Annotated in this window: 18 protein-coding genes; 8 read left to right on the top strand and 10 right to left on the bottom strand. The window is 72.1% G+C overall.

Going from position 1 to position 20,750, the window contains the following annotated elements:
• Positions 1–65: 65 nt before the first annotated feature.
• Together AC1DIW_RS05825 and AC1DIW_RS05820 are read right to left on the bottom strand one after the other, a co-directional pair.
• Complete coding sequence (locus AC1DIW_RS05825; RefSeq protein WP_478106814.1) at positions 66–1,067, bottom strand: peptidoglycan-binding protein; 1,002 nt, start codon at positions 1,065–1,067, stop codon at positions 66–68.
• A gap of 58 nt (positions 1,068–1,125) precedes the next feature.
• Positions 1,126–2,121 carry an ArsR/SmtB family transcription factor gene (locus tag AC1DIW_RS05820; RefSeq protein ID WP_478106813.1) on the bottom strand — a complete coding sequence of 332 codons (996 nt, stop codon included), beginning with the start codon at positions 2,119–2,121 and terminating at the stop codon, positions 1,126–1,128.
• Between the two features lie 57 nt (positions 2,122–2,178).
• Between AC1DIW_RS05820 and AC1DIW_RS05815 the strand changes: the two genes are divergently transcribed.
• The gene (locus AC1DIW_RS05815; protein WP_478106812.1) at positions 2,179–3,387 is read left to right on the top strand and encodes an MFS transporter; all 1,209 of its coding nucleotides are present in this window, start codon (positions 2,179–2,181) and stop codon (positions 3,385–3,387) included.
• On the opposite strand, the gene mgtA is transcribed toward AC1DIW_RS05815, so the two are convergent.
• From mgtA to AC1DIW_RS05790, 5 genes are all read right to left on the bottom strand, one after another.
• On the bottom strand, positions 3,326–6,025 hold the full coding sequence (gene mgtA / locus AC1DIW_RS05810; RefSeq protein ID WP_478106811.1) for a magnesium-translocating P-type ATPase: 2,700 nt from the start codon (positions 6,023–6,025) through the stop codon (positions 3,326–3,328). The two genes, AC1DIW_RS05815 and mgtA, sit on opposite strands and share 62 nt — an antisense overlap.
• Before the next feature lie 73 nt (positions 6,026–6,098).
• On the bottom strand, positions 6,099–9,077 hold the full coding sequence (locus tag AC1DIW_RS05805) for a helix-turn-helix transcriptional regulator (protein ID WP_478106810.1): 2,979 nt from the start codon (positions 9,075–9,077) through the stop codon (positions 6,099–6,101).
• A 68-nt stretch (positions 9,078–9,145) separates the two neighbouring features.
• Entirely contained in the window at positions 9,146–9,304 is a 159-nt protein-coding gene (locus AC1DIW_RS05800) for a hypothetical protein (RefSeq protein WP_442278661.1), read from the bottom strand.
• A gap of 156 nt (positions 9,305–9,460) precedes the next feature.
• The gene (locus AC1DIW_RS05795; RefSeq protein WP_478106809.1) at positions 9,461–10,165 is read right to left on the bottom strand and encodes a nuclease-related domain-containing protein; all 705 of its coding nucleotides are present in this window, start codon (positions 10,163–10,165) and stop codon (positions 9,461–9,463) included.
• A gap of 73 nt (positions 10,166–10,238) precedes the next feature.
• Positions 10,239–10,835, bottom strand: coding sequence for a LysE/ArgO family amino acid transporter (locus AC1DIW_RS05790; protein ID WP_478106808.1), 597 nt, complete (start codon positions 10,833–10,835; stop codon positions 10,239–10,241).
• A 70-nt stretch (positions 10,836–10,905) separates the two neighbouring features.
• Between AC1DIW_RS05790 and AC1DIW_RS05785 the strand changes: the two genes are divergently transcribed.
• The 4 genes from AC1DIW_RS05785 to gad all read left to right on the top strand — a co-directional run bounded on the left by AC1DIW_RS05785 (position 10,906) and on the right by gad (position 15,429).
• Positions 10,906–11,787 carry a LysR family transcriptional regulator ArgP gene (locus AC1DIW_RS05785; RefSeq protein ID WP_478106807.1) on the top strand — a complete coding sequence of 294 codons (882 nt, stop codon included), beginning with the start codon at positions 10,906–10,908 and terminating at the stop codon, positions 11,785–11,787.
• Positions 11,788–11,965: 178 nt separating this feature from the next.
• Positions 11,966–13,300, top strand: a complete 1,335-nt coding sequence (locus AC1DIW_RS05780; RefSeq protein ID WP_442278665.1) for a chloride channel protein — start codon at positions 11,966–11,968, stop codon at positions 13,298–13,300.
• Entirely contained in the window at positions 13,297–13,998 is a 702-nt protein-coding gene (locus AC1DIW_RS05775) for a hypothetical protein (protein ID WP_478106806.1), read from the top strand. The genes AC1DIW_RS05780 and AC1DIW_RS05775 overlap by 4 nt, the downstream gene beginning before the upstream one ends.
• A 54-nt stretch (positions 13,999–14,052) precedes the next feature.
• Positions 14,053–15,429: a glutamate decarboxylase gene (gene gad, locus AC1DIW_RS05770; RefSeq protein ID WP_442278667.1), complete on the top strand. Its 1,377-nt coding sequence runs from the start codon at positions 14,053–14,055 to the stop codon at positions 15,427–15,429.
• Between the two features lie 20 nt (positions 15,430–15,449).
• Here gad and AC1DIW_RS05765 read toward each other — a convergent pair whose 3' ends face one another.
• A complete protein-coding gene (locus AC1DIW_RS05765) occupies positions 15,450–15,875 on the bottom strand; it encodes a rhodanese-like domain-containing protein (RefSeq protein ID WP_478106805.1) in 426 nt (141 codons plus the stop codon).
• Positions 15,872–16,369 carry a cysteine dioxygenase gene (locus AC1DIW_RS05760; protein WP_442278669.1) on the bottom strand — a complete coding sequence of 166 codons (498 nt, stop codon included), beginning with the start codon at positions 16,367–16,369 and terminating at the stop codon, positions 15,872–15,874. The genes AC1DIW_RS05765 and AC1DIW_RS05760 overlap by 4 nt, the downstream gene beginning before the upstream one ends.
• 268 nt (positions 16,370–16,637) lie before the next feature.
• Between AC1DIW_RS05760 and AC1DIW_RS05755 the strand changes: the two genes are divergently transcribed.
• Positions 16,638–17,570 (top strand): DMT family transporter, encoded by a 933-nt coding sequence (locus AC1DIW_RS05755; RefSeq protein ID WP_478106804.1) that lies wholly within the window; start codon positions 16,638–16,640, stop codon positions 17,568–17,570.
• A 125-nt stretch (positions 17,571–17,695) separates the two neighbouring features.
• A complete protein-coding gene (locus AC1DIW_RS05750) occupies positions 17,696–19,339 on the top strand; it encodes an HNH endonuclease signature motif containing protein (RefSeq protein WP_478106803.1) in 1,644 nt (547 codons plus the stop codon).
• Positions 19,340–19,433: 94 nt separating this feature from the next.
• Here the strand turns inward: AC1DIW_RS05750 and AC1DIW_RS05745 are convergent, their stop codons facing one another.
• The gene (locus AC1DIW_RS05745) at positions 19,434–19,613 is read right to left on the bottom strand and encodes a hypothetical protein (RefSeq protein WP_442278672.1); all 180 of its coding nucleotides are present in this window, start codon (positions 19,611–19,613) and stop codon (positions 19,434–19,436) included.
• Positions 19,614–19,704: 91 nt separating this feature from the next.
• Between AC1DIW_RS05745 and AC1DIW_RS05740 the strand changes: the two genes are divergently transcribed.
• Positions 19,705–20,667 carry a GlxA family transcriptional regulator gene (locus AC1DIW_RS05740; RefSeq protein WP_442278673.1) on the top strand — a complete coding sequence of 321 codons (963 nt, stop codon included), beginning with the start codon at positions 19,705–19,707 and terminating at the stop codon, positions 20,665–20,667.
• Positions 20,668–20,750 lie beyond the last annotated feature (83 nt).

The following is a 20,750-nucleotide window of genomic DNA, read 5'->3' as shown; positions in this document are numbered from 1 at the left end:
CCGCCCACGTCGCCTGAGAGGGGTTTCGCGACGAGTCTTCACCTCGAGGCTCCGGGCGCCTGCCGTCAGGCGGTGAGGGCCGCCCAGGTGCGGGCGCCGACCACCCCGTCGGCCGTGAGATGGCGCGACTGCTGGAAGGCCTGGGTCTTCGTCGCCGTCATCGCGCCGAAGACGCCGTCGGCCGTCAGCGCGTGGCCGCGGTGGGTCAGCAGCTTCTGGGCCGCGACGACGGCCTGGCCGCTCGAACCGCGCTTGACGGTCACGACGAGTGCCGACCACGTCTTCGGGCCGACCACGCCGTCGGCCGCCAGGCTCCGGGCGTGCTGGAAGGAGATGACACGGCTCTGGGTCGTCGGGCCGAACGCGCCGTCGACCGTGAGGCTGTAGCCGTGGTGGCGCAGCAGGTGCTGGATCGCCGTGACGCGGAAGCCGCTCGCGCCGCGCTTGACGGTCGTCCACGCGATCGGAGCGGGCGCCGGCGCGCCGCCACCTCCGCCGCCGATGCGCTTGGCGAGGGCCGCGGGCCGGGCATCACCCGGACGCACGTTGATCTCGAAGTGCATCTCGTCCTTGCGGCCGGAGTAGTCGCCGCCCCACCGCACGACTCCGTTGCAGGAGTTCAGGATCGAGCGGATGTGCGAGCGCTGTGTGGCGCTGAAGGTGCCCGACCTCCCGAGCGGGTGGCGGGGCGCGTTGAGGTCGATGGCGGTGCCGCTCGAGTGGTTCGACAGCGACGTGCTGCCGGAGATGACGCGGTAGCTGTGCCCCCAGCACCAGCCCTTGACGAGCGCCTCGACCTCGCGGTCGAAGCGGCGCGCGACGTAGCCGAGGACGACGTGGACGTCGCCGCGGCGCACCCCGGCCGGGAAGGTGGCGGCCCCGACGGACAGGGTGTCCAGCGGGACGACGGCCGACGAGCCGGCCGACCAGCCGTTCTGCGAGGTCGCGGCCTGCGCGGCGGTGGCCGTGGCGGCGACGAGACCGCCGCCGATGAGCAGGCCGCCGGCGCCACGGAGCAGCGTGCGACGGCCGACGGAAGGACTGGCGGTTTCGTGGAGCTCACACATGACGGACCCCTGAGCGTGTGTCGACGGCGTGGACGCGGGCGCGTCCGCAGGGCCGACGCTAGGGCCGGGCGCCCTTGCGGTACATGGGGAGAACTCCCCGCCCGGACGCGACGAGGGCGTCGCCGAGGGCGGTGCGCCAATAGAGCACCTCGCGACCCGAGCGCCGGCGCAGCACCGCCCCGGCCGCGAGCAGGACCTTGAGGTGGTCGCCCACCGAGCCGAGCGGCATACCCGTGCGGGCGACCAGGGCGCTCGTGCTCGATGGTCCGTCGAGTCCGCGCAGCAGGCGGGCTCGGGCGCTCCCCACGAGGCGCTCGAGCCCGTCGTCGGCCTGGCCGTCGACCTCCGCGAGCGCTCCGGTGACGGGGTAGTAGATCGCATAGCGCCGCGGCAGGTGCCACCCGACCCAGGTGGCGGTGCCGTGGGCGGGCACGAAGTAGAGGTCGGCGTCGTCGTCGAGCACGCGCGACGGCAGGTCGAAGCGGTTGATCCGCAGCTGGCCGTCGCCGAGCCACTCCCGGTCCCGACCGAGGTCGCGCAGCACGGCCGCCCAGCCATGGGTCGCGAGCCGGGCCGTGCGCGAGACGATGTCGGCGCGCAGGATGCGCTCGCGACGGGCCCAGTCGGTGGCGAGGGCATGCGTCCAGACCCACTCGAGCAGCTGCGCCGCGTGCTCTGCGGTGCCGGGCCGGGTCAGGATGCGAGGGAGCGTCGTCTCGGGACTGCTCTCACGCAGGCACGCGCGAACCTGCTTGTCTCCCAACGTCCGCACGTCGTCGATCTCCTCGATGAAGGTGCGTCCGGGGCCGTCGGGCGGCAGTGCGAGCCAGTCGGAGATCCAGCCGGGCCGCCAGCTGTGCTCGAGGACGGCACGCCGCACCGGGTGCTCGGCCAGCATCTCCTCGAAGGACTCGCGGTGCGCTGCGGCGAAGGCGCGACCGGCGGCATCGCTCGGCCGCACGAGGTCGTTGAGGGCGGCGACCGTCTCGATGCGCGGAGACACGACGAAGCGGCTCCGCGCCAGCAGGTCGGCCGAGATCTGCCACGTCCCCATGTTTCGCCTCCGACCGAAACATTAGCGTGGGCGACGTCGGGCCGTCAGGGTGACCGGGTGAAGACCTACCGCCAGCTGTTCGCCATCCGTGAGTTCCGGGTCCTCTTCCTCGTCCAGTGCCTCAACGTCGGGTCGTATGCCGTCGCGTCCCTCGCGCTCGGCACCATCACCTTCGCCGCCACCGGGTCCCCGATCCTGACGGCGCTCGCGATGTTCGGCGCCCCGCTCATGCGGCTCGTCGGCCAGACGCTCTTCGGCTCCGGCTCCGACCTCGTGCGGCCGCGCACCGCGCTCGTGGTGGTCGCCGGCACGACCATGGTGACGGACCTGCTGCAGGCGCTGCCCGGACTCGAGTGGGGTTGGCGCTTCGCGCTGCTCGCGGTCGGGCCCCTCATCACCTCGGCCCTCGGCGGCAGCATGATGGCGCTCGTCTCCGACATCCTCCCGCCCGACGGCTTCATCCTCGGCCGGGCCACGATGAACATCGCGGTCGGCGGCATGCAGATCGTCGGCTACGGCATCGGTGGCCTGCTGCTCATCACCTTCTCGACGACGCAGCTCTTCCTCGGCGCGGGGGCAGCGCTCTTCGTCGCGGTGGTCCTGCTGCGCCTCGGCCTCTCGGACCACCCGCCGCGCCATGCCGGCGCGTCCGTCGTGCGCCGCACGCGCGAGGTGAACCGGGCCTTGCTCGGCTCGCGCGTCATCCGTCCGCTCTACCTGACGATGTGGGTCCCGAACGGCCTCATCGTCGGCTGCGAGGCGCTCTTCGTCCCCTTCGCGGGGGACCGCGCCGGCTACCTCTTCGCCGTCACGGCCGCCGGGATGCTCCTCGGCGACATCGTCGTCGGCCGCTTCCTGGCGGTCGCGCTGCGCGACCGTCTCATCGGTCCGCTGCGCCTGCTGCTCGCCGTGCCCTACCTCGCGTTCTTCCTCGTCCCGTCGCTGCAGTATGCCGCCGCGCTGGCCTTCGTGGCGTCCGTCGGCTACTCCGCGAGCCTGCCCCTGCAGGAGCGCCTGGTGTCGCACACCGACGGCCAGGCGCGTGGTCAGGTGTTCGGCCTGCAGGGCACCGGGCTCATGGTGGGCCAGGCCTTCGGTGCCCTGCTCGGCGGCGCGGTCGCAAGCGCCCTGGGGGTGGGACCGGTCGCGGCCTCGCACGCGATGGGGGTCATGGCCGCGGCGTCCGTGCTCGTCTCGATCGCCCTCACGCCCGGCCTGCGCCGCTCGCGGCCAGGTTCCCCGGTGCTCGAGACCGCCCCGGCCTGAGGCGGTTCGCGGGCGGGGCCGCCACGCTGAAGCGTGCTGCCCGCCGCCGCACGAACCGGGTGCCGAGGTCGGTGGGCCCGCCGGTGGGCTGCGCCCCGGCAGCGCGGTAGAACCATCTCTTGCCGATCTCGACGAGCACCAGGTAGCCGACGACCATGACGACGAGGGCGGCGAAGAAGCCGCCGGGCAGCGGCGCGAAGCCGAGTGGCGCGGCCAGTGGCGACGACGGGAGCACCGCGCCGACGAGGACGACGCCGAGGGCCGCGAGCGTCAGCGGCAGGCTGGGGTGGCTCCGGAAGAAGGGGATCGCTCGCGTCCGGATGGCGAAGATGACGAGCGTCTGGGTGGCCAGCGACTCGACGAACCATCCTGACCGGAAGAGGTCGGGCCCGGCGTGGAAGACCCAGAGCATGATCCCGAACGTGAGGAAGTCGAAGATCGAGCTGAGCGGTCCGAAGAGGAGCATGAAGCGGCGGATGAAGCCGATGTCCCAGTGCGACGGCCTCAGCAGCTGCTCCGGGTCCACGTTGTCGGTCGGGATGGCCAGCTGCCCGGTGTCGTAGAGCAGGTTGTTGAGTAGGATCTGTGACGGCAGCATCGGCAGGAACGGCAGGAAGAGCGACGCGCCGGCCGCCGAGGCCATGTTGCCGAAGTTGCTCGACGTCCCCATGAGGACGTACTTCAACGTGTTGGCGAAGATGCGCCGCCCCTCGACGACGCCGTCGGCGAGCACGTCGAGGCTCTTCTCGAGCAGGATGACGTCGGCGGCGTCCTTGGCCACGTCCGTGCCCGAGTCGACGGAGATCCCGACGTCGGCGGCGTGGAGCGCGAGCGCGTCATTGACGCCGTCGCCGAGGAAGGCCACCCCGCCCCCGCCGTGACGGTGCGCGCGGACGATGCGTGCCTTGTGCTCGGGGCTGACCCGCGCGAAGACCGTCGTGGCCGTCACGGCGTCGATGAGGTGCTCGTCGTCGAGGGCGTCGAGGTCCGCGCCGGTGAGCACCTCGTCGCCCGGCAGGCCCAGGTCGCTGCACACCTTGGCCGCCACGACGGCGTTGTCGCCGGTCACGACCTTGACGCGGACGCCGAGGGTGGCCAGCCGGCCCAGGGCCGCGGCGGCGTCGGGCTTCGGTGGGTCGAGGAAGACGAGGAGGCCGCGCAGCTGGAGGCCGTGCTCGTCCGCGGCCTCGGGTGCCCGGGCGGTGGCGACGGGTCGGCTGGCGACGGCGACCACGCGGTTGCCGGCCGCGAACTCGGCATCGAGGGCGGCGCGGGTCCCCGGTCGCACGTCGACACACCGTTCGAGCACGGTCTCGGGGGCCCCCTTGGTGACGAGCTGCAGGGCCCCGGCCTGGTCGCGGACCACGACGGACAGCATCCGGCGCTCGTGATCGAAAGGCAGCACTCCGAGCACCTCGAGCGCGGTCGGCGACTCGCGGACCAGAGCCGTGGCGGGCGACTCCCACAGGGCAGTGTCGAGCGGGTTCGTCCCGACCGCCGCCGCTCCTCCCGGGACGTTCTCGGTGCAGAGCAGCCCCCACCGCACAACGTCCTCCGAGCGCTGTCCGTCCACCGGCACGGCCCGCGCGTAGTCGATTCGACCGGCGGTCAGGGTGCCCGTCTTGTCGGTGAAGAGCAGGTCGATGTCACCGAGGTCCTCGATGCAGACGAGCCGCTTGACGAGGACCTTGCGCCGGCTCATCTGGCGCGACCCCGCGGCCAGGCTCGTCGAGACGACGGCGGGCAGCAGCTGTGGCGTGATGCCGACGGCGATGGCGAGCGAGAAGAGCAGGGCGTCGAGGAACGGCTTGTGAAGCAGCACGTTGATGACGAAGATCGCGGTCGTCAGGGCGCCGGCGACCTTGACGAGCAGCATCGAGAAGCGCCGCAGGCCGACCTGGAACTCCGTGTCGAGCTGGTGGGTGCTGAGACCGGTGGCGATGGCCCCGAACTCGGTCCGGGAGCCCGTGGCGACGACGACGCCGCGCCCGCTGCCGGCGTGCACGACGGTCCCCATGAGCGCACATCCGCAGAGATCGTCGAGGGAGGCCGCCTCGTCCACTGCGTCGGTCGTCTTCGCCACCGGCTGGGACTCGCCCGTGAGCACCGACTCGTCGCACTCGAGCCGGGCGACGGACACGAGGCGGATGTCGGCGGGCACCACCTCCCCGAGGCTGAGCTCGACCACGTCCCCCGGCACGATCGAGGTCACGTCGACGCGGCTGAACGCTCCACCCCGCAGGACGACGGCCTCGTGGGTGACCTGCGAGTGGAGGGAGGCCGCAGCCTTCTCTGCGCGGTACTCGTTGACGAAGCCCAGTCCCACGGAGACGACGACGATGAAGCCGATGATGACGGCGTCGCCCTGCTCGCCGACGAAGTACGACGCCGTCGCGGCGACCAGCAGCAGGCCGAGCAGGGGGGAGTCCAGCTGGTGCCACAGGACGGTGAGGACACGCGCGTGGTGGGTCGCGATCGCGTTCGGGCCGTAGGTGACCCGTCGCTGCTCGACCTCGCCGGGGCCGAGTCCGCGGGAGGGGTCCACGCCGAGGGACTCGAGCACCTCGGGCGCAGCTCGCGCGGCAGCGGCGCGGATCGACGCCGCTCCGCCGCTGGGTGCCAGCACCCCGGAGGTCACGCCTTCATCGTGCTCCTCGGGACGGAACCAGGCGGCCCTTCGCGGCAGACAGCCGAGGTCACCTCGAAGGGGGTCAGGAGACGAGTCCCCGTCGTCGGGCGACGGCGGCGGCCTCGGTGCGTCCGGAGGCGCCGAGCTTGGCGAGCAGGTTGGACACGTGCACGCTCACGGTCTTCGTGCTGATGTAGAGCTGCTTGCCGATCTGGCCGTTGGTCAAGCCCTGTGCGAGCAGGGCCAGCACCTCGAGCTCGCGCGGTGTGAGCTCGGGTGGCCCGGCACCCTCCACGGCGGCATGGCTGGTTGCCGCGCCGGGGCGCACGTCGTCGAGCTCTGCGAGCAGCGGCTTCGCCTCGAGGCGGATGGCCACCTCGCGGGCCTGCTCGGCGACGTCGCGTGAGGCGGCGTGGTCGCCGGCGGCCCGCAGGGCGGCGGCGAGTCGGGCCCGCGACCGGGCGGCCTCGAAGACGTGCCCGTAGCGCTCGAACGCCGCGACGCTCTCACGCCACGCGTCGACGAGCGCGGCCACGGGCGGTGGGTCTCCGACGCCGGCGACGCGCTGGAGACGCAGGAGCTCGGCCTCGAGACGCACCGTCCATGCCCAGGTCTCGCGGCTCGTGTCCTCGAGCGACCCGACAGCAGAGCGCTCGAACATGGGTCGGCTCGCTCTTTCGACCGCCGGCCGCAGCTCGCTGATGAGGCGGCCGCGGTCGGCGAGCTCGTCGACCACGGCCAGGGCACGAGCCCGGAGCGCAGGGTCGGCGTGCGGCACGAGCGCGGCCGCCTGGCCGGCGACGAGCGCGGCGAGCCGGACGATGGCGTGGTACTCGCCCCACGTCGAGTCGAGGACGCGCACCGCGGCCTCCGTCAGGTCGAGCAGCGCGCGCAGGTCGCCGGACTGGCCGAGCACATCCACCGCGGGCATGGTCGTCAGCACGACGCAGATCGCGTCGACGTGCCACCACTGCCGGAGGGCATCGAGGAGGGCGGGGTCGACCGGCTCGCCCCGACCGGCCTGGACGCTGAGGGCGGCCGCCGTGAAGATGGCGCGCCCCGGCTGAGGGGCCGGCCGGCCGGCGAGGTCGAGCCGGCGGACCACGCCGTCCCAGTCGCCGAGCTCGTAGGCCGTGAGGCCCCCGAGCAGGCGGCACTCCTGACCCCACGGCGCCCACTCACGGTGCATGCGTCGCGCCACCTCGGCGCCGCGGTCGTAGAGGGCGAGCGATCCGGGCAGGTCGCCGCGGCGGTGCGCGAGTGAGGCGAGCTGGTGCAGGGCGCGCAGCAGCAGCGGGTCGTCGGGCGGGATGTCGGCGACGACCGACCGCAGGTGGGCCTCGACCGAGTCGAGGTCCTCCTGCGCCTCCACGACCCGCGCCATGATCGTGCGGACCTCGGTGAGCGCCCCGCCCAGGCCGAGCCGCTCGGCGAGCAGCGACACCTCGTCGCCGACGACGGCAGCCTCGACGAACGAGCCGTTGTCGACGAGGGCCTGCACGCGGGCGACGAGGACCCGGACCCGGCGCTCGTCGGTCTCCTCGCCGAGAAGTGACAGGGCCTCGTCGGTCAGGGCGACGGAGTCGATGGGCAGGTCGAGCATGCGCGAGCGGATGACCAGGGTCGCGAGCAGGACGGCGCGCGCGCCCGGCTGCTGGGCGGTGCCCGGGTGGTCGAGCCGGTCGCGCAGCAGGTCGATCGCGCGGATCGGCTCACCGGCGACGGTCGCCGCGCGAGAGGCGCCCAGGGTCACCTCGTCGCGCTCGGGGTCGTTCTCGTCGAGCCACGACAGGGCCCGCTCGAAGTGGAGCAGCGCCTCCTGCGGGCCACCGACGGCCATCGCCGACTCGGCCGCCGCTCTGCTCGCCCGGACCGCCGTCGGCAGGTCGCCCACCGCCGCGGCATGGCGGGCCAGCTCGGAGGCGGGGGCGAGCTCGGGATGCTCGGCCAGCGTGGCGGCATACGCCCGATGGAGGCGCAGGCGCTCACCCGGGAGCAGGCTGTCGGCGACCGCCTCACCGAGCAGGGCGTGGCGGAAGGTGTAGGCCGGGGGCCAGCGCGCCTCGAGGACGTGGTGCTCGACGGCAGCGGCCAGCGCCGCCTCGAGGCTCTCGTCGGGGAGGTCGACGACCCGGGAGAGGAGGTCGTGGCCGATGAACTGACCGCCCTTGAGGGCGATGGCGCGCAGCACGCGCTGCGTGGTGTCGTCGAGCTGCTCGACCCGCGCGCGGAGCACGCGGCCCAGACCGCCGGTCAGGGCCTGGCCGGCGGCGGCGCTCGCGACGAGCTCCTCCGCGAAGAACGGGTTGCCCTCCGCTCGCCGGGCGATCTCGGTGGCCGTGTCGGGATCGAGGGGGGCACCTTCGATGCCGGAGACGAGCTCTCGGACGGCGTCGTCGGGGAGCGGGGCGAGCTCGACGTGCTCGAGCCCCGCGATGCGCGCCCACACGGCGAGCGTCTCGTGGAGGGGGTGGCGGCGGTGGAGGTCGTCGGAGCGGTAGGTCACCACGAGACCGACGGCCGTGGCGAAGCCGCGGGTCAGCAGGAGGGTGATGAGGTCGCGCGAGGAGTGGTCGGCCCAGTGGACGTCCTCGACGACGACGAGGGAGGGCTGCGCGTCGCCGAGGGCCGTGAGCAGGGCGTGGACGGCCTCGGCGACCTGGCCCGGGTCGGTGGCCCGTCCCGCGTGCTGGGCAAGCTCGCCGTCGGGCACGTCGACACGGCCGGGCAGCAGGTGCCCGAGGATCGGGTGCGTCACGAGCACGCGTTCGACGACGTCCGGGCGACCGGCGTCGATCGCGCCCACGAGCTCGACGAAGGGGAGGTACGCGAGACTGCTGCCGGCCTGACCGACGCAGTGGCCGACCGCGGTGAACCAGCCGGCGCCGGTGGCGTCGGCGACGAGCTGCGCGACGATCCGCGACTTGCCGATGCCGGCGTCGCCCGACAGCACGACGACGCCACCGCGCTGGGCCCCCGCGACGGGGGGCAACCCGATGGCGTCGGCGAGACGGGACAGGTCGGTGTCCCTGCCGATGAGAGGGCCCGTGCGCAGCGGCATACGCGGCATCATCGCGTACTCCGCCGACAGCGGTGCGTCGGTTGGCGACACCGCTCGGGGCGCCGTCGTCACCGGGTGCGGCCCGGCTGTGTCTCCTGCCGGGAGATCCGCGCCATGGTGCGGCGAATGATCTCGAGCGACGAGTCGCGGCGGACGCGGCGACGCTGCGGGTAGCGGGACTCGATCTCGTACTGGATGGCGCGGAAGTCGAGGTACTGGGTGGTCATGGTCTTTCCTCTGCTGGTGCCGTTCTGGACTTCTCCAGATTCGGCCGCTGAGGTAGACCCCCACATCGGACGACCTCCCTATCCCGGGGCCTGCGCTACCTCAGATCAGATGGCGTATGCCGTCCCGCGTGGTCTGAGGTAGCGCGCGGGGCCGCTTCAGGCAGGAGGAAAGGCCCGCGCGATGCGGGCGTGGACCGATGCGACGTCGATGGGCGCGGGTGTCTCCGGCCCACGCGTCTTCGGCTCGGCCGCCACGACCTGGGCGAGGCGTCTCGGCCAGAGGACGTGCACGCCGCGGGTCGTGAAGGAGCCTCCGAAGAGCGGCCACTCGGCCGCGACGAAGCAGAGCACCGCGGTGACGGGGAGAGCGGGGTCGTCGAGAGCGGCGCGGACGAGCTCGACCTGCTTGAGCACGCCGTCGACGAGCTTCGAGCAGTTGCGTCCACCGACGACGAGGGTCTCGGTCCGGGGACGGAACAGGCCGCCCTCGACGCGCAGGCCCGGTTGGCCCTTGTACTTCTTCGCGTCGACGACGAAGACGCCGGCACGCGAGACGACGATGTGGTCGATGTTGGCCCTGGTTCCCGGGATGCGTCGGTCGTGCAGGACTGTGAGCCCGTCACCCGTGAGGCCGTCGAGCCGGGCTCCGACCACCTGCTCGCCGGCGGCGCCGGTGTCCCACGCCTTGGTGCTCTGAGGCTCGTCCGTGACGGCAAGGAGGAAGCCGCCGATGCGGGGGAAGCGCTCGCGCACCCGTTGCTCCCGGGCATCGCGTCGTCGCTCGAACTCGCGACGCGCCGACCCGCCCGCCGGGCCACTCGACTTGTCGTCGCCGATCGCCGCGACCTCCCCTGTGCTCACTCGGCAGAGGCTAGGTCGATCCTCGCCGGCCCCGCAGGGCAACGCGGGAACTCGCGCGCTGCGGGCGTGGACCTCAGCCGAGGACGAGGGTGGCGGCGATGGTGAACATGACCAGCGCGATGGCGAGGTCGAGGACACGCCACGTGGAGGGTCGCGCGAAGAGCGGCGCGAGCAGCCGCGCGCCGTAGCCGAGCGCCGTGAACCAGGCGAGGCTCGCGGCGGCGGCTCCGGCGGCGAACCACCAGCGCCCCTCGGCGCCGTGCTGGTTGGCGAGCGAGCCGACGAGCAGGACCGTGTCGAGGTAGACGTGCGGGTTGAGCCACGTCAGTGCGACGACGGTGGCGAGCACGCCGCTGCGTGACCTCTGGGTCCCGTCCGCCTCGAGACCCTGGGGGTGGCGCGCGTTGCGCAGGCAGAGCAGGCCGTAGCCGACGAGGTATGCCGCCCCGACCCATCGCACGACCGTGAGTAGTCCCGGGTGGGCCGTGACGAGACCACCGACGCCGAGCACGCCGGCGACGACGAGGACCGCGTCGCTGAGGGCGCAGACGGCGACGACGAGTGCGACGTGCCGGCGCGCGAGTCCGGTGCGGAGCACGTAGGCGTTCTGCGCCCCGATGGCCACGATGAGAGAGGCCATGGTGAGGAAGCCGGGCAGGAGGGAGGTCACGCCCTCGACGGTAGACGGGGGAGTGGCTTCAGTGAAGCGAAGCTTTCTTCAGCATCATTAGCATGGCTTCATGCGGCTCCAGCCTGAGCACCTGGCCACCCTGCTCGCCATCGTCGACACCGGCACCTTCGACGCGGCGGCGAGGCAGTTGCACGTGACGCCGTCGGCCGTCAGTCAGCGAGTCAAGGCGCTCGAGGCCGAGGTGGGGCGGGTCGTCGTCGTGCGCACGTCGCCCTGCCGGGCGACGGCCGCGGGAGAGGCCCTCGTTCGACTGGCCCGTCAGCAGAGCCTGCTCGAGTCGGAGGCGCTCGCGGGTCTCGCCGTCGACACGCGGTCTCGCACCGACCTGCCGATCGTCGTCAACGCCGACTCGATGTCGACCTGGTTCGGCGCGGTGCTGGCCGAGGCGGCCCAGTGGGACGACGTCGTGCTGCGCATCCGCGTCGAGGACCAGGACCACTCGGCCCGGCTGCTCCGTTCGGGCGAGGTGCTGGGTGCCGTGACGTCGGACCCGACACCGGTCCAGGGCTGCTCCACGGAGCCGCTCGTGACGATGCGTTACCTGCCGGCGGCGACGCCGCAGCTGCTCGACCAACACCGAGCGGGCCGCGGTTTCGACTGGGCTGCAGCGCCTCTCGTGCGTTTCAACGACAAGGACGACATCCAGCAGCGCATCCTCGACCACCATGGCGTGACGAGTGCGCCACCGACCCACGAGGTGCCGGACGGCGGGGGATTCGTCACCGCGGTCCGCTCCGGCCTCGGGTGGGGTGCGCTGTTGACGGGGCAGCTCGCGCCGCTCCTCGAGGCAGGCGAGCTGGTGCGTCTCGGGTCGCGCGACCGCGTCGACGTGCCCCTCTACTGGCAGCGCTGGCGACTGCCATCGGTGCACCTCGACCGCCTCAGCGAGCTCGTCCGGAAGGCAGGCGGGCGCGCGGGACGCCGCTCCTGAGACGCCGCGCACGGCATACCAGGCGGAATACGGGACGGCATACCGGACGGCATACCGGACAAGACGGCCGGACTCGCCAAACGTGCGCGGGACGCCGGGCCGCCCGGCTACGTTGGGCTGGCAAGCATCTCCCGCTCGGAGCGCGTATGCCCTCGCTCTCCCGAGGAGGCAGACCGAGGTGACCGACGCAGCCGCTCCGATCGGGGCCACGGCCCCGATCGACGTCGCGCGCACCGTGCGCTCCCGGTCCTACCTCTCGGCCCTCGTGCTGGCCGCACTGCTCGGCATCCCTGTCTCGGCGATCGCCTACGGCTTCCTCGCGCTCGTGTCGGTGGTGCAGAAGTATCTCTTCACCGACCTGCCCTCGAACCTCTTCGACGGGTCGCGCCCGGCCTGGTGGCCCCTTCCCTGGCTGATGCTGTGCGGACTGCTCGTCGCCCTCACGATCCGTCACCTGCCCGGGACCGCCGGGCACTCGCCGGCCCTGGGCTTCAGCACCGGGGGCGGACCCGCCACCGGGCGCGACCTGCCCGGCATCGTGATCGCGGCCCTGCTCACCCTCGGGCTCGGGGCGGTCCTGGGGCCCGAGGCGCCACTCATCGCGATCGGTGGCGGGCTCGGGGCCCTGACGGTGCACCTCGCGAAGCGCGACGCCCCGCCGATGGCCGCGACGATGATGGCGTCCGCCGGCAGCTTCGCGGCGGTGAGCACGCTCCTCGGCTCGCCGCTGCTCGGCGCCTTCCTCATCATGGAGGCGGCCGGCATTGCCGGGGCGACCCTCAGCCTCGTGGCGCTGCCGGGGCTGCTCGCGTCGGGCATCGGCGCCCTCGTCTTCGTGGGCCTCGACGCCTGGACCGGTCTCGGCACCTTCTCGCTCGCGCTGACCACGGTGCCGCCCGGCGTGCAGCCGACGCTCGCGTCCCTGCTGTGGTCCATCCCGGTCGGCGTCGCGGGCGCCCTGCTCGGCTGGGGCGTCCGCCGGCTCGGGCTCAGCCTGCGGCCCTACGTGCACCGCAAGCGCGTGGCGGTCACCGTGGGACTGGGCCTGGTCGTGGGCCTCTGCGCCACCGGGTACCAGCTGGCCACAGGTCGGCCCTTCGACGAGGTGCTGTTCTCCGGACAGAGCGCACTGCCCGGGCTCGTGGCCGGCGCGGCCGGCTACTCCGTCTGGGTGCTCGTGCTGCTCGGTCTGTTGAAGGCGGTCGCCTACGGCGTCTCGCTCTCGGCCTTCCGTGGGGGCCCGGTCTTCCCCGCGATGTTCACCGGTGCGGTGCTCGGCATCGCCGTCAGCGGCCTGCCTGGCATGGAGCTCGCCGCCGCCATCGGGACCGGCATCGGTGCGATGTGCTGCGCCATGCTCCGGCTGCCACTGACGTCCGTGCTCCTGGCGACCCTGCTGATGGGCACCGACGGGCTCACGGTCATCCCCCAGGTGGTCGTCGCCGTGGTCGTTTCCTTTGTCGTCACTGCGGTGCTTCCGGTGCCCGACGCGCAGAGGAAGCCGCCCGGATGACCGTGCGACCCCACCGCCTCAACGCGACCGTCGCCTGGCTCTTCGTGGTCGGGTCGGCGTGCTTCGCGGTGGGTTCGGTGCCCGCCTACCTCAATGCCATCGGTGGGTGGGTCGACGGCATCACGTATGCCGTCGGGTCCCTCTTCTTCACGAGCGCCTCCTACGGCCAGCTCGTCCAGGCGCAGACCCCGGCGATGACCGCCGTCGACGCGGTGACCCAGCACCGACCCGCTCCCGTGCGTCTGTGGGAGTGGATCCCTCACGACCGCAACTGGCTGGCTGCAGCCGTCCAGTTCCCGGGCACGGTGTTCTTCAACATCAGCACCATCGCCGCCCTGACGCACAACGCGACGGCCGCCGAGTCGGACCGGTACGTCTGGCGCCCGGACCTCTACGGGTCCGTGCTCTTCCTCGTGTCGAGCGCGTTCGCCGTGCTCGCGGTCTCGCACCGGTTCTTCGCCGTCCAGCCGCGGTCCCTCCCGTGGCGGATCGCCTGGTTCAACATGGTCGGCTCGGTGCTCTTCATGGCCTCGGCGATCGCCGGCTACGTCGTCCCGAGCGCCGACGCCATGCTGAGTGCGCGTCTCGCCGTTGCCGGCACCTTCGGCGGCGCCGTGTGCTTCCTCGTGGGCGCGGCCCTGATGCTGCCCGCCTGGCGACGTGCCGTCACGTCCGCCGTCGCCGCGACATCCCCCTAACCGATCCCCCTGACCGATACCCCTGCCCGGAGCCACCCCTCGAAGGAGAAGCGCATGTCAATTCCGTCCGAGATCGACGCCGTCTCAGCCCTCTATGGCAACCGGTTCCTCACCCAGGAGGTGCCCAGCCGGGAGTTCCCACGAGCGGGAATGTCCGCCGTCGACGCGATGCGGCTCGTGGCCGAGGACCTCGCCCTGGAGGGCGACCCGGGCCGCAACCTCGCCACCTTCGTGACCACGTGGATGGAGCCGGAGGCGCAGCTGATCATCGCCGAGAACCTGCACCGCAACTTCATCGACCACGCCGAGTACCCGCGCACCGCCGAGATCGAGCAGCGCTGCATCCGGATGCTCGCCGACCTCTTCCACGCGCCCGGCCCGACCACCGGCGCACGCACTCAAGGCTCGTCCGAGGCGATCATGCTCGGCGGCCTGTCGCTGAAGTGGAACTGGCGCACCCGTCGACAGGCCGAAGGAGGGTCCACGGAGCGCCCGAACCTGGTCTTCGGCGGCGACGTGCACGTCGTCTGGGAGAAGTTCTGCCGCTACTTCGACGTCGAACCGCGCATCGTCCCCCTACAGCCGGGGAAGTACACCATCGGCCCGGAGGACGTGGCGCCGCACGTGGACGAGAACACGATCGGAGTGGCGGCCGTGCTCGGCACCACGTTCACGGGCCACATGGACGACATCGTCGGCATCAACGACCTGCTCGTGCAGATCAAGCAGGAGCGTGGTCTCGACGTGCCGCTGCACGTCGACGGGGCGAGCGGCGGTTTCGTGTGGCCGTTCCTCTACCCCGACTCGCCGTGGGACTTCCGGCTCGAGCAGGTGCGCTCGATCAACGTCTCGGGACACAAGTTCGGCCTGGTCTACCCGGGCATCGGCTGGCTGATCTTCCGGGAGGTCGCCGACCTGGCACCCGATCTCGTCTTCAAGGAGAACTACCTCGGCAAGACCGACTCGACCTTCACCTTGAACTTCTCGACAGGGTCGTCGATGGTCCTGGCGCAGTACTACAACTTCGTGCGGTTCGGTCGTGAGGGCTACACGTACATCATGCGCAACATGGAGGAGAACGCCCGAACGCTCGGCGACAAGCTGGAGGAGCAGGGACGGTTCGAGCTGATCGGCCGGGACGCGGAGCAGCTGCCACTCGTGGCCTTCCGGCTCGCCGGCGACCAGCCGTACAACGAGTTCGACATCGCCTGGCAGCTGTCGGCCGAGCGCGGCTGGATGGTCCCCGCCTACACGATGCCCCCCAACGCCCAGGACATCACGATCATGCGCGCCCTGGTCAAGGAGACGATGAGCCGCGAGCACGTCGACACCCTGGCCCGGGACATCGAGGACGCCTGCCAGACGCTCGCGGTCAAGGGAGGCGCGCACGAGTCGGAGCGAGCCAAGATGGTGACCGGCCCGGGCCACTGATTCGACGCGGTAGTGGGCCGCTACGGACCTTCGTCCGTGGAGGCCTGCTCCGCGGACGCCTGCCAGGCGCGCCACGCGGCATACCCCCCGATGACGTCGGTGGCGCGGTGGATGCCGAGCTCCTGGAGGGCGGCGGCAGCGAGGCTCGAGGTGTAGCCCTCCTGACAGAGCACGACGACCTCGAGGTCGTGGCTCGCGATCGGCAGTGACGCGTCGCTCGCGGGATCGAGGCGCCACTCGAGGACGTTGCGCTCGATCGGCGTCGCGGAGGGCAGCTCGCCCTCGGCGGCGCGCTGAGCGGCGGGACGGATGTCGACGAGGAAGGCGCCCTTGGCCCTCGCCGCGTCGGCCTCCGCGGGCGTCAGGCGATGGAGTCGGCTGCGCGCGTCGGCGAGCACCTCGTCGATGGTGCGGGGCCGGGCGGGTCGGTCGGGCGCGGGCGTCACCAGTCGACCCCGACCTCGGCCTGCTCCTCGACCTCCAGCACACCGTCGACGGCGCGGTAGTTCGTCATGGAAGTCAGTCTGGGGCCATAGACGTGCAGACTGACAGCCGGATCGGAGCCGGCGTTCGTGACCCGGTGCAGGTGGCGGGAGCCGAACGTCCGCTGGTCACCCGGGCTGAGGAGCACTCCCGGGCCGGTCGCGCGCCGGACGTTGTCGAGGTCGACGGCCGTGCGGTAGCCGGCGACCTCCTCGGTGAGGACGCCTTGGAGCACGACGAACGAGCCGGCGCTGCCGCCGTGGTCGTGCCACGGTGTGCCCTGACCGGGCAGCCAGGTGAGCAGCCAGGCCTCGTGGTCGTGGTCGGCGAGGAGGCGCGCGTAGTAGCGGGTGATGGGGTCGAAGTCGACGAGGCGCTGCCAGAGGGCGCGCTGGCGGGCGAGTCGGCGGGCGGTTTCGGCGAGGTCGACGGAGATGCGCTGGGCGCCGCGGGACATGGTCGTGCCTTTCGGGGTGGGTGGGTGCTGACGGGGGCGGGGGCGCTCGGGAGCGGCTGAGGCGGCGTGGCCTGCGGCTCAGCGCACGGGCATGCTCCCGAGCAGGGGACAGGCACCCTTCATCCAGACATAACCAGTCATTGCCATAAAGCAAACGCTAACTTATGCATGAGACGTAGAGCAAGCGCGCCCGAGGTGGCGGGATGTCGGGGACATCTGACCGGAAACCGAGCGGCGGGCTGTCAGTGCCGACGCCTATGGTCACGGGGTGACCGTGGACTCTCGCACCGCATCAATGGCCCCGCCCAGCAATCGGCGCTCGAGCGTGCTGGTGCTCGGCGCCGTGGCCGTGACGCTGCTGCTCTGGGCGTCGGCCTTCGTCGCGATCCGGCACCTCGGCCGCGACGTGCCGCCCGGCGCGTTGTCGCTGGGTCGGCTCCTCGTCGCATCCGTCGCGCTCGGTGTCCTCGTCTTCCGTCGGCCGCGCACCTGGCCGGCCCGCCGTGACTGGCCACTGTTCCTGCTCTGCGGCGTGGGCTGGTTCGGCGTCTACAACCTCGCCCTCAACGAGGCCGAGCGCCGCATCGACGCAGGCACCTCGGCACTCATCGTGCAGATCGGTCCGATCATCGTGGCGCTGCTCGCCACCGTCTTCCTCGGCGAGAAGATGAGCCGCTGGCTCCTCATTGGCATGGCCGTGGGCTTCGCGGGCGTCGTCGTCATCGCGCGAGGGTTCTCCTCCGGTGACTCCGGCGACATGGTGGGCGTGTGGCTGGCCGTGCTCGCCGCGATCACGTATGCCGTGGGCGTGCTCGCGCAGAAGCCGCTCCTCGGGCGGTTGCCCGGCCCCGAGGTCACCTGGATCGCCTGCATCATCGGTGCGGTCGTGTGCCTGCCGTGGAGCGGCGAGCTCGTGACCGTCGTGCGCGACAGCGACGCGAGCACCTTGTGGTGGATCGCCTATCTCGGCGTCTTCCCGACGGCCATCGCCTTCTCGACGTGGGCCTATGTGCTGGCGCGGAACGATGCGGGCAAGCTGACCCTGACGACCTTCCTCGTGCCCTTCATCGCCACGCTCATCGCCTGGGCGCTGCTCTCCGAGGTGCCGCCGCCCCTGACCTTCGTCGGCGGCGCGCTGTGCATCGCGGGCGTGCTCCTGACGCGTCGCAAGTCGCGAGCGAAGCCCGTCCCGAAGAGCTGACCACCCCGAATCCCGTTCTGCGGCAAGGGTGTCGAGGTGAGAGACGGGTGTGGACAACTCTTGTGAGCCAGTCGAACATGTGTTCTACTTGAGGAGTCGGCGACCCGGGTGGGAGGAGTGAGTTCGTGCCATTCCTCGACTCCGGGCGCTCGGCTTCCAGTGCGGCCGGCGACGGCCTCAACCCGCGTGTCGTCTGGCTGCTGAGACAGGCGAAGTCGGCGTCGGGGCCGGGTCCCAAGCCATGTCCGGCACTCTCGCTCCTCGACGAGGCTGAGGCGGTGCTGTCGCAGATCGAGCGCCTCGAGGTGCACAAGGCCCGCCTCGAGGGCCGGATCGTCGATGCCTATGCGGCGCTGCACTCCGTCGAGGAGCAGCACCTCTCCCAGCTGGTTTCGACCTCGCCGGTGCCCATCACGGCCGACCAGGTCGTGACGCAGGAGATCGCGTGCGCGACCGGTGTTGGCGCGTCAGAGGTCGCGCGCAGGTTGGAGCTGGCGACGGCGCCCCGACGGCACCGGGTGCTGCGCGAGCGGTTGCGCGCCGGCTCGGTCAGCCTCCAGCGGGCACTGCGCATCGTCGCGGAGACGAGGACGCTCGCCGATGACGCCGTCCCCGAACTCGAGGCGACCGTCCTCGCGCCCGCTCGCGACGGCTCGATCCCCTCGCACCGCCTCTTCGGCGACCGGTTGCGGCGGTGCGTGCGAGCCGCCGACCCGCGTGGGCACGAGGAGCGCCGACAGGCTGCCACGGCCAGGCGCACGGTCTTCGGTCGACTGGTCGATGACGGCATGGGCACGTTCACCGTCGTGGCGCCCGCCGAGCGCGTCGTCGGGGTGCTGGACCGCGTGGACGCGATGGCACGGGCCGCGCGTGCGGCCGGCGACCCCCGCACGCTCGACCAGCTGCGCAGCGACCTGCTCTGCGACCTCGTCCTCTTCGGGCTCGTTCCGGGCCCCGAGGGCGACCGGTGCGGGTCGTGTCGCGGAGGCGGCCCTGGAGGCGGCCCTGGAGGCGGCCCGCGCACCGGTGGGGCTCGGCCCGCAGGTGCGTCTTGCTCGGACGGCGGTGCGGACTGTACCGAAGCGGACGCCGGCCCGGGGGAGGGGTTCAGCGCTGGCGGCCCGAGCTGGTCCGGCCTGTCGGACGCCCCGCCTGCGGCGGTGCGCATCGTCGTTCCGTTCGAGGTGGCTGCCGGTCTGTCCGACGCCCCGTGCGAGCTGACCGGCCACGGCTGGGTCACGGCAGCGCACGCCCGCCGGATCATCACCGCCCCCGGCTCGGTCTGGCAGCGTCTCGCGGCCGACGTCGACACCGGCCGCGCCCTCGAGCTCTCGACCGACTGCTACACCCCGACTCCCGAGATGGTCGAGCACGTCAAGGCGGTCGACGGTGTGTGTCGCGGCCCCGGGTGCCAGGTGCCGGCCGACCGGTGCGACGTCGACCACCTCCTACCGTGGCCGGCCGGCCGCACCCACGTCTCCAACCTCGACTCCCTGAGTCGCGGCTGCCACAACGGCAAGACCGCTCGAGTCTGGCGCGTCCGCCGCGCGGCCGATGATGGGATCTCATGGACCTCGCTCGCCGGCCGGGAGTACATCACCTATCCGAAGGACTGGCGTGAGCCGCTGAGTGAGCCGCTGCGCGACCGGGGCTCGGGGTCGCCGATCCGGGGCGCCTCACCGGGCCCCTCACCAGAAGATCGGCCCGACGAGGTGCCGGACTCGACACCACCGGACTCGACACCACCGGACGACCCGCCGCCGTTCTGAGCGAGGTCGGTCAGTCGCCGTAGACGTCGGCGAGCGCGGACGGGTCCGGGCAGTCGAGGGATTCGGACGCTCGTCGCACGGGTCGGTCCGAGGCTCAGTGGGCGACCGGCGTGTCGTATGCGACGGGCACGTCGTGGCGCACGCGCTCGATGTCCCGGTCGAGCGCGGCGTCCGCGCCGAACGGGGCCCGTGGGAGGGAGAACGTCCGACGGTGGTGCGGCTCGAGGGCGGCGATGATGGCGACGATCATGATGAAGAAGAAGATGGTGTCCATGGCAAAAAGTCTGCGCTCACCATGATCCCGCCACGAGTGGCAGAACAGTCGGTGTTCGACAAGATCCTGCCACCGGTGCCATGCTGGGCAGATGTTGCGCACCATCGCCGTCATCGTCCAGGAGCCCGTCGCGACGTTCGAGGTCGGCGTCCTGTGTGAGGTCTTCGGCATCGACCGCACCGACGACGGCGTCCCGGCCTTCGACTTCCGGGTCTGCTCGCCCCGTCCCGGCGAGGTGCTGCGCACCACGAGCGGCATGGGCGTCGTCGCGCCGTTCCCGCTCGAGGCCGCCCGCGGCGCCGACCTCGTCGCCATCCCCGGGGGCCCCGTCGACGGCCCCTACGACCCTCAGGTCCTCGACATCCTCCGGGACAACGCGGCACGCGGTGGCCGCGTGCTCTCGGTCTGCTCCGGCGCCTTCCAGCTCGCGGCCGCGGGCCTGCTCGACGGCCGCGAGTGCGCCACCCACTGGAGGTATGCCGCTCGGCTGGCCGAGGAGAACCCGGGAGCCCGCGTGGACCTCGACGTCCTCTATGTGGAGGACGGCCCGGTCCTGACGAGCGCTGGCACCGCCGCCGGCATCGACGCGTGTCTGCACCTCGTGCGCACCGAGCTCGGCTCAGAGGTCGCGACCCGCATCGCGCGCCGGATGGTCGTCCCCCCGCACCGCTCCGGGGGCCAGCGCCAGTTCGTCGAGACGCCCGTCCCGTCCGAACCGTGCGAAGGGCTCCAGGACGTCATGGAGTGGGTCTCGGAGCGACTCGACGAGGAGCACTCGATCCCCTCGCTCGCCAAGCGGGCCGCCATGTCCGAACGCACCTTCGCCCGGCGGTTCACAGCCGAGGTCGGCACGACTCCGCACAAGTGGCTGACGAGTCAGCGCGTGCTCCGTGCGCGCCACCTGCTCGAGTCCACCGACCTCGACGTCGAGCGCATCGCCCGCGAGAGCGGCTTCGCGACGGCCGCCGTCCTGCGCCACCACTTCCAGCGCCAGATCGGCATCCCGCCGGTCGCCTACCGCCGTGCCTTCACGAAGCAGCCGGTCAGCGCCTGACGCATCCGCCACCCGTCGTCGCGCCGCGCGGACATCGCATTCGCCGGTCGAGCGCTCGGCCGACTGTTCCGTCTCGAGGGCTG

This window comes from Terrabacter sp. 01T434, from assembly GCF_056398545.1.
This window is presented reverse-complemented; position numbering and strand designations above follow the sequence as displayed.

Coding starts and splice junctions, on each gene's coding strand:
- AC1DIW_RS05800 (WP_442278661.1), bottom strand. CDS start 9,304: ATGACCACCCAGTACCTCGACTTCCGCGCCATCCAGTACGAGATCGAG.
- AC1DIW_RS05775 (WP_478106806.1), top strand. CDS start 13,297: ATGACCGTGCGACCCCACCGCCTCAACGCGACCGTCGCCTGGCTCTTC.
- AC1DIW_RS05745 (WP_442278672.1), bottom strand. CDS start 19,613: ATGGACACCATCTTCTTCTTCATCATGATCGTCGCCATCATCGCCGCC.
- AC1DIW_RS05785 (WP_478106807.1), top strand. CDS start 10,906: ATGCGGCTCCAGCCTGAGCACCTGGCCACCCTGCTCGCCATCGTCGAC.
- AC1DIW_RS05820 (WP_478106813.1), bottom strand. CDS start 2,121: ATGGGGACGTGGCAGATCTCGGCCGACCTGCTGGCGCGGAGCCGCTTC.
- gad (WP_442278667.1), top strand. CDS start 14,053: ATGTCAATTCCGTCCGAGATCGACGCCGTCTCAGCCCTCTATGGCAAC.
- AC1DIW_RS05825 (WP_478106814.1), bottom strand. CDS start 1,067: ATGTGTGAGCTCCACGAAACCGCCAGTCCTTCCGTCGGCCGTCGCACG.
- AC1DIW_RS05805 (WP_478106810.1), bottom strand. CDS start 9,077: ATGCCGCTGCGCACGGGCCCTCTCATCGGCAGGGACACCGACCTGTCC.
- AC1DIW_RS05760 (WP_442278669.1), bottom strand. CDS start 16,369: ATGTCCCGCGGCGCCCAGCGCATCTCCGTCGACCTCGCCGAAACCGCC.
- AC1DIW_RS05740 (WP_442278673.1), top strand. CDS start 19,705: ATGTTGCGCACCATCGCCGTCATCGTCCAGGAGCCCGTCGCGACGTTC.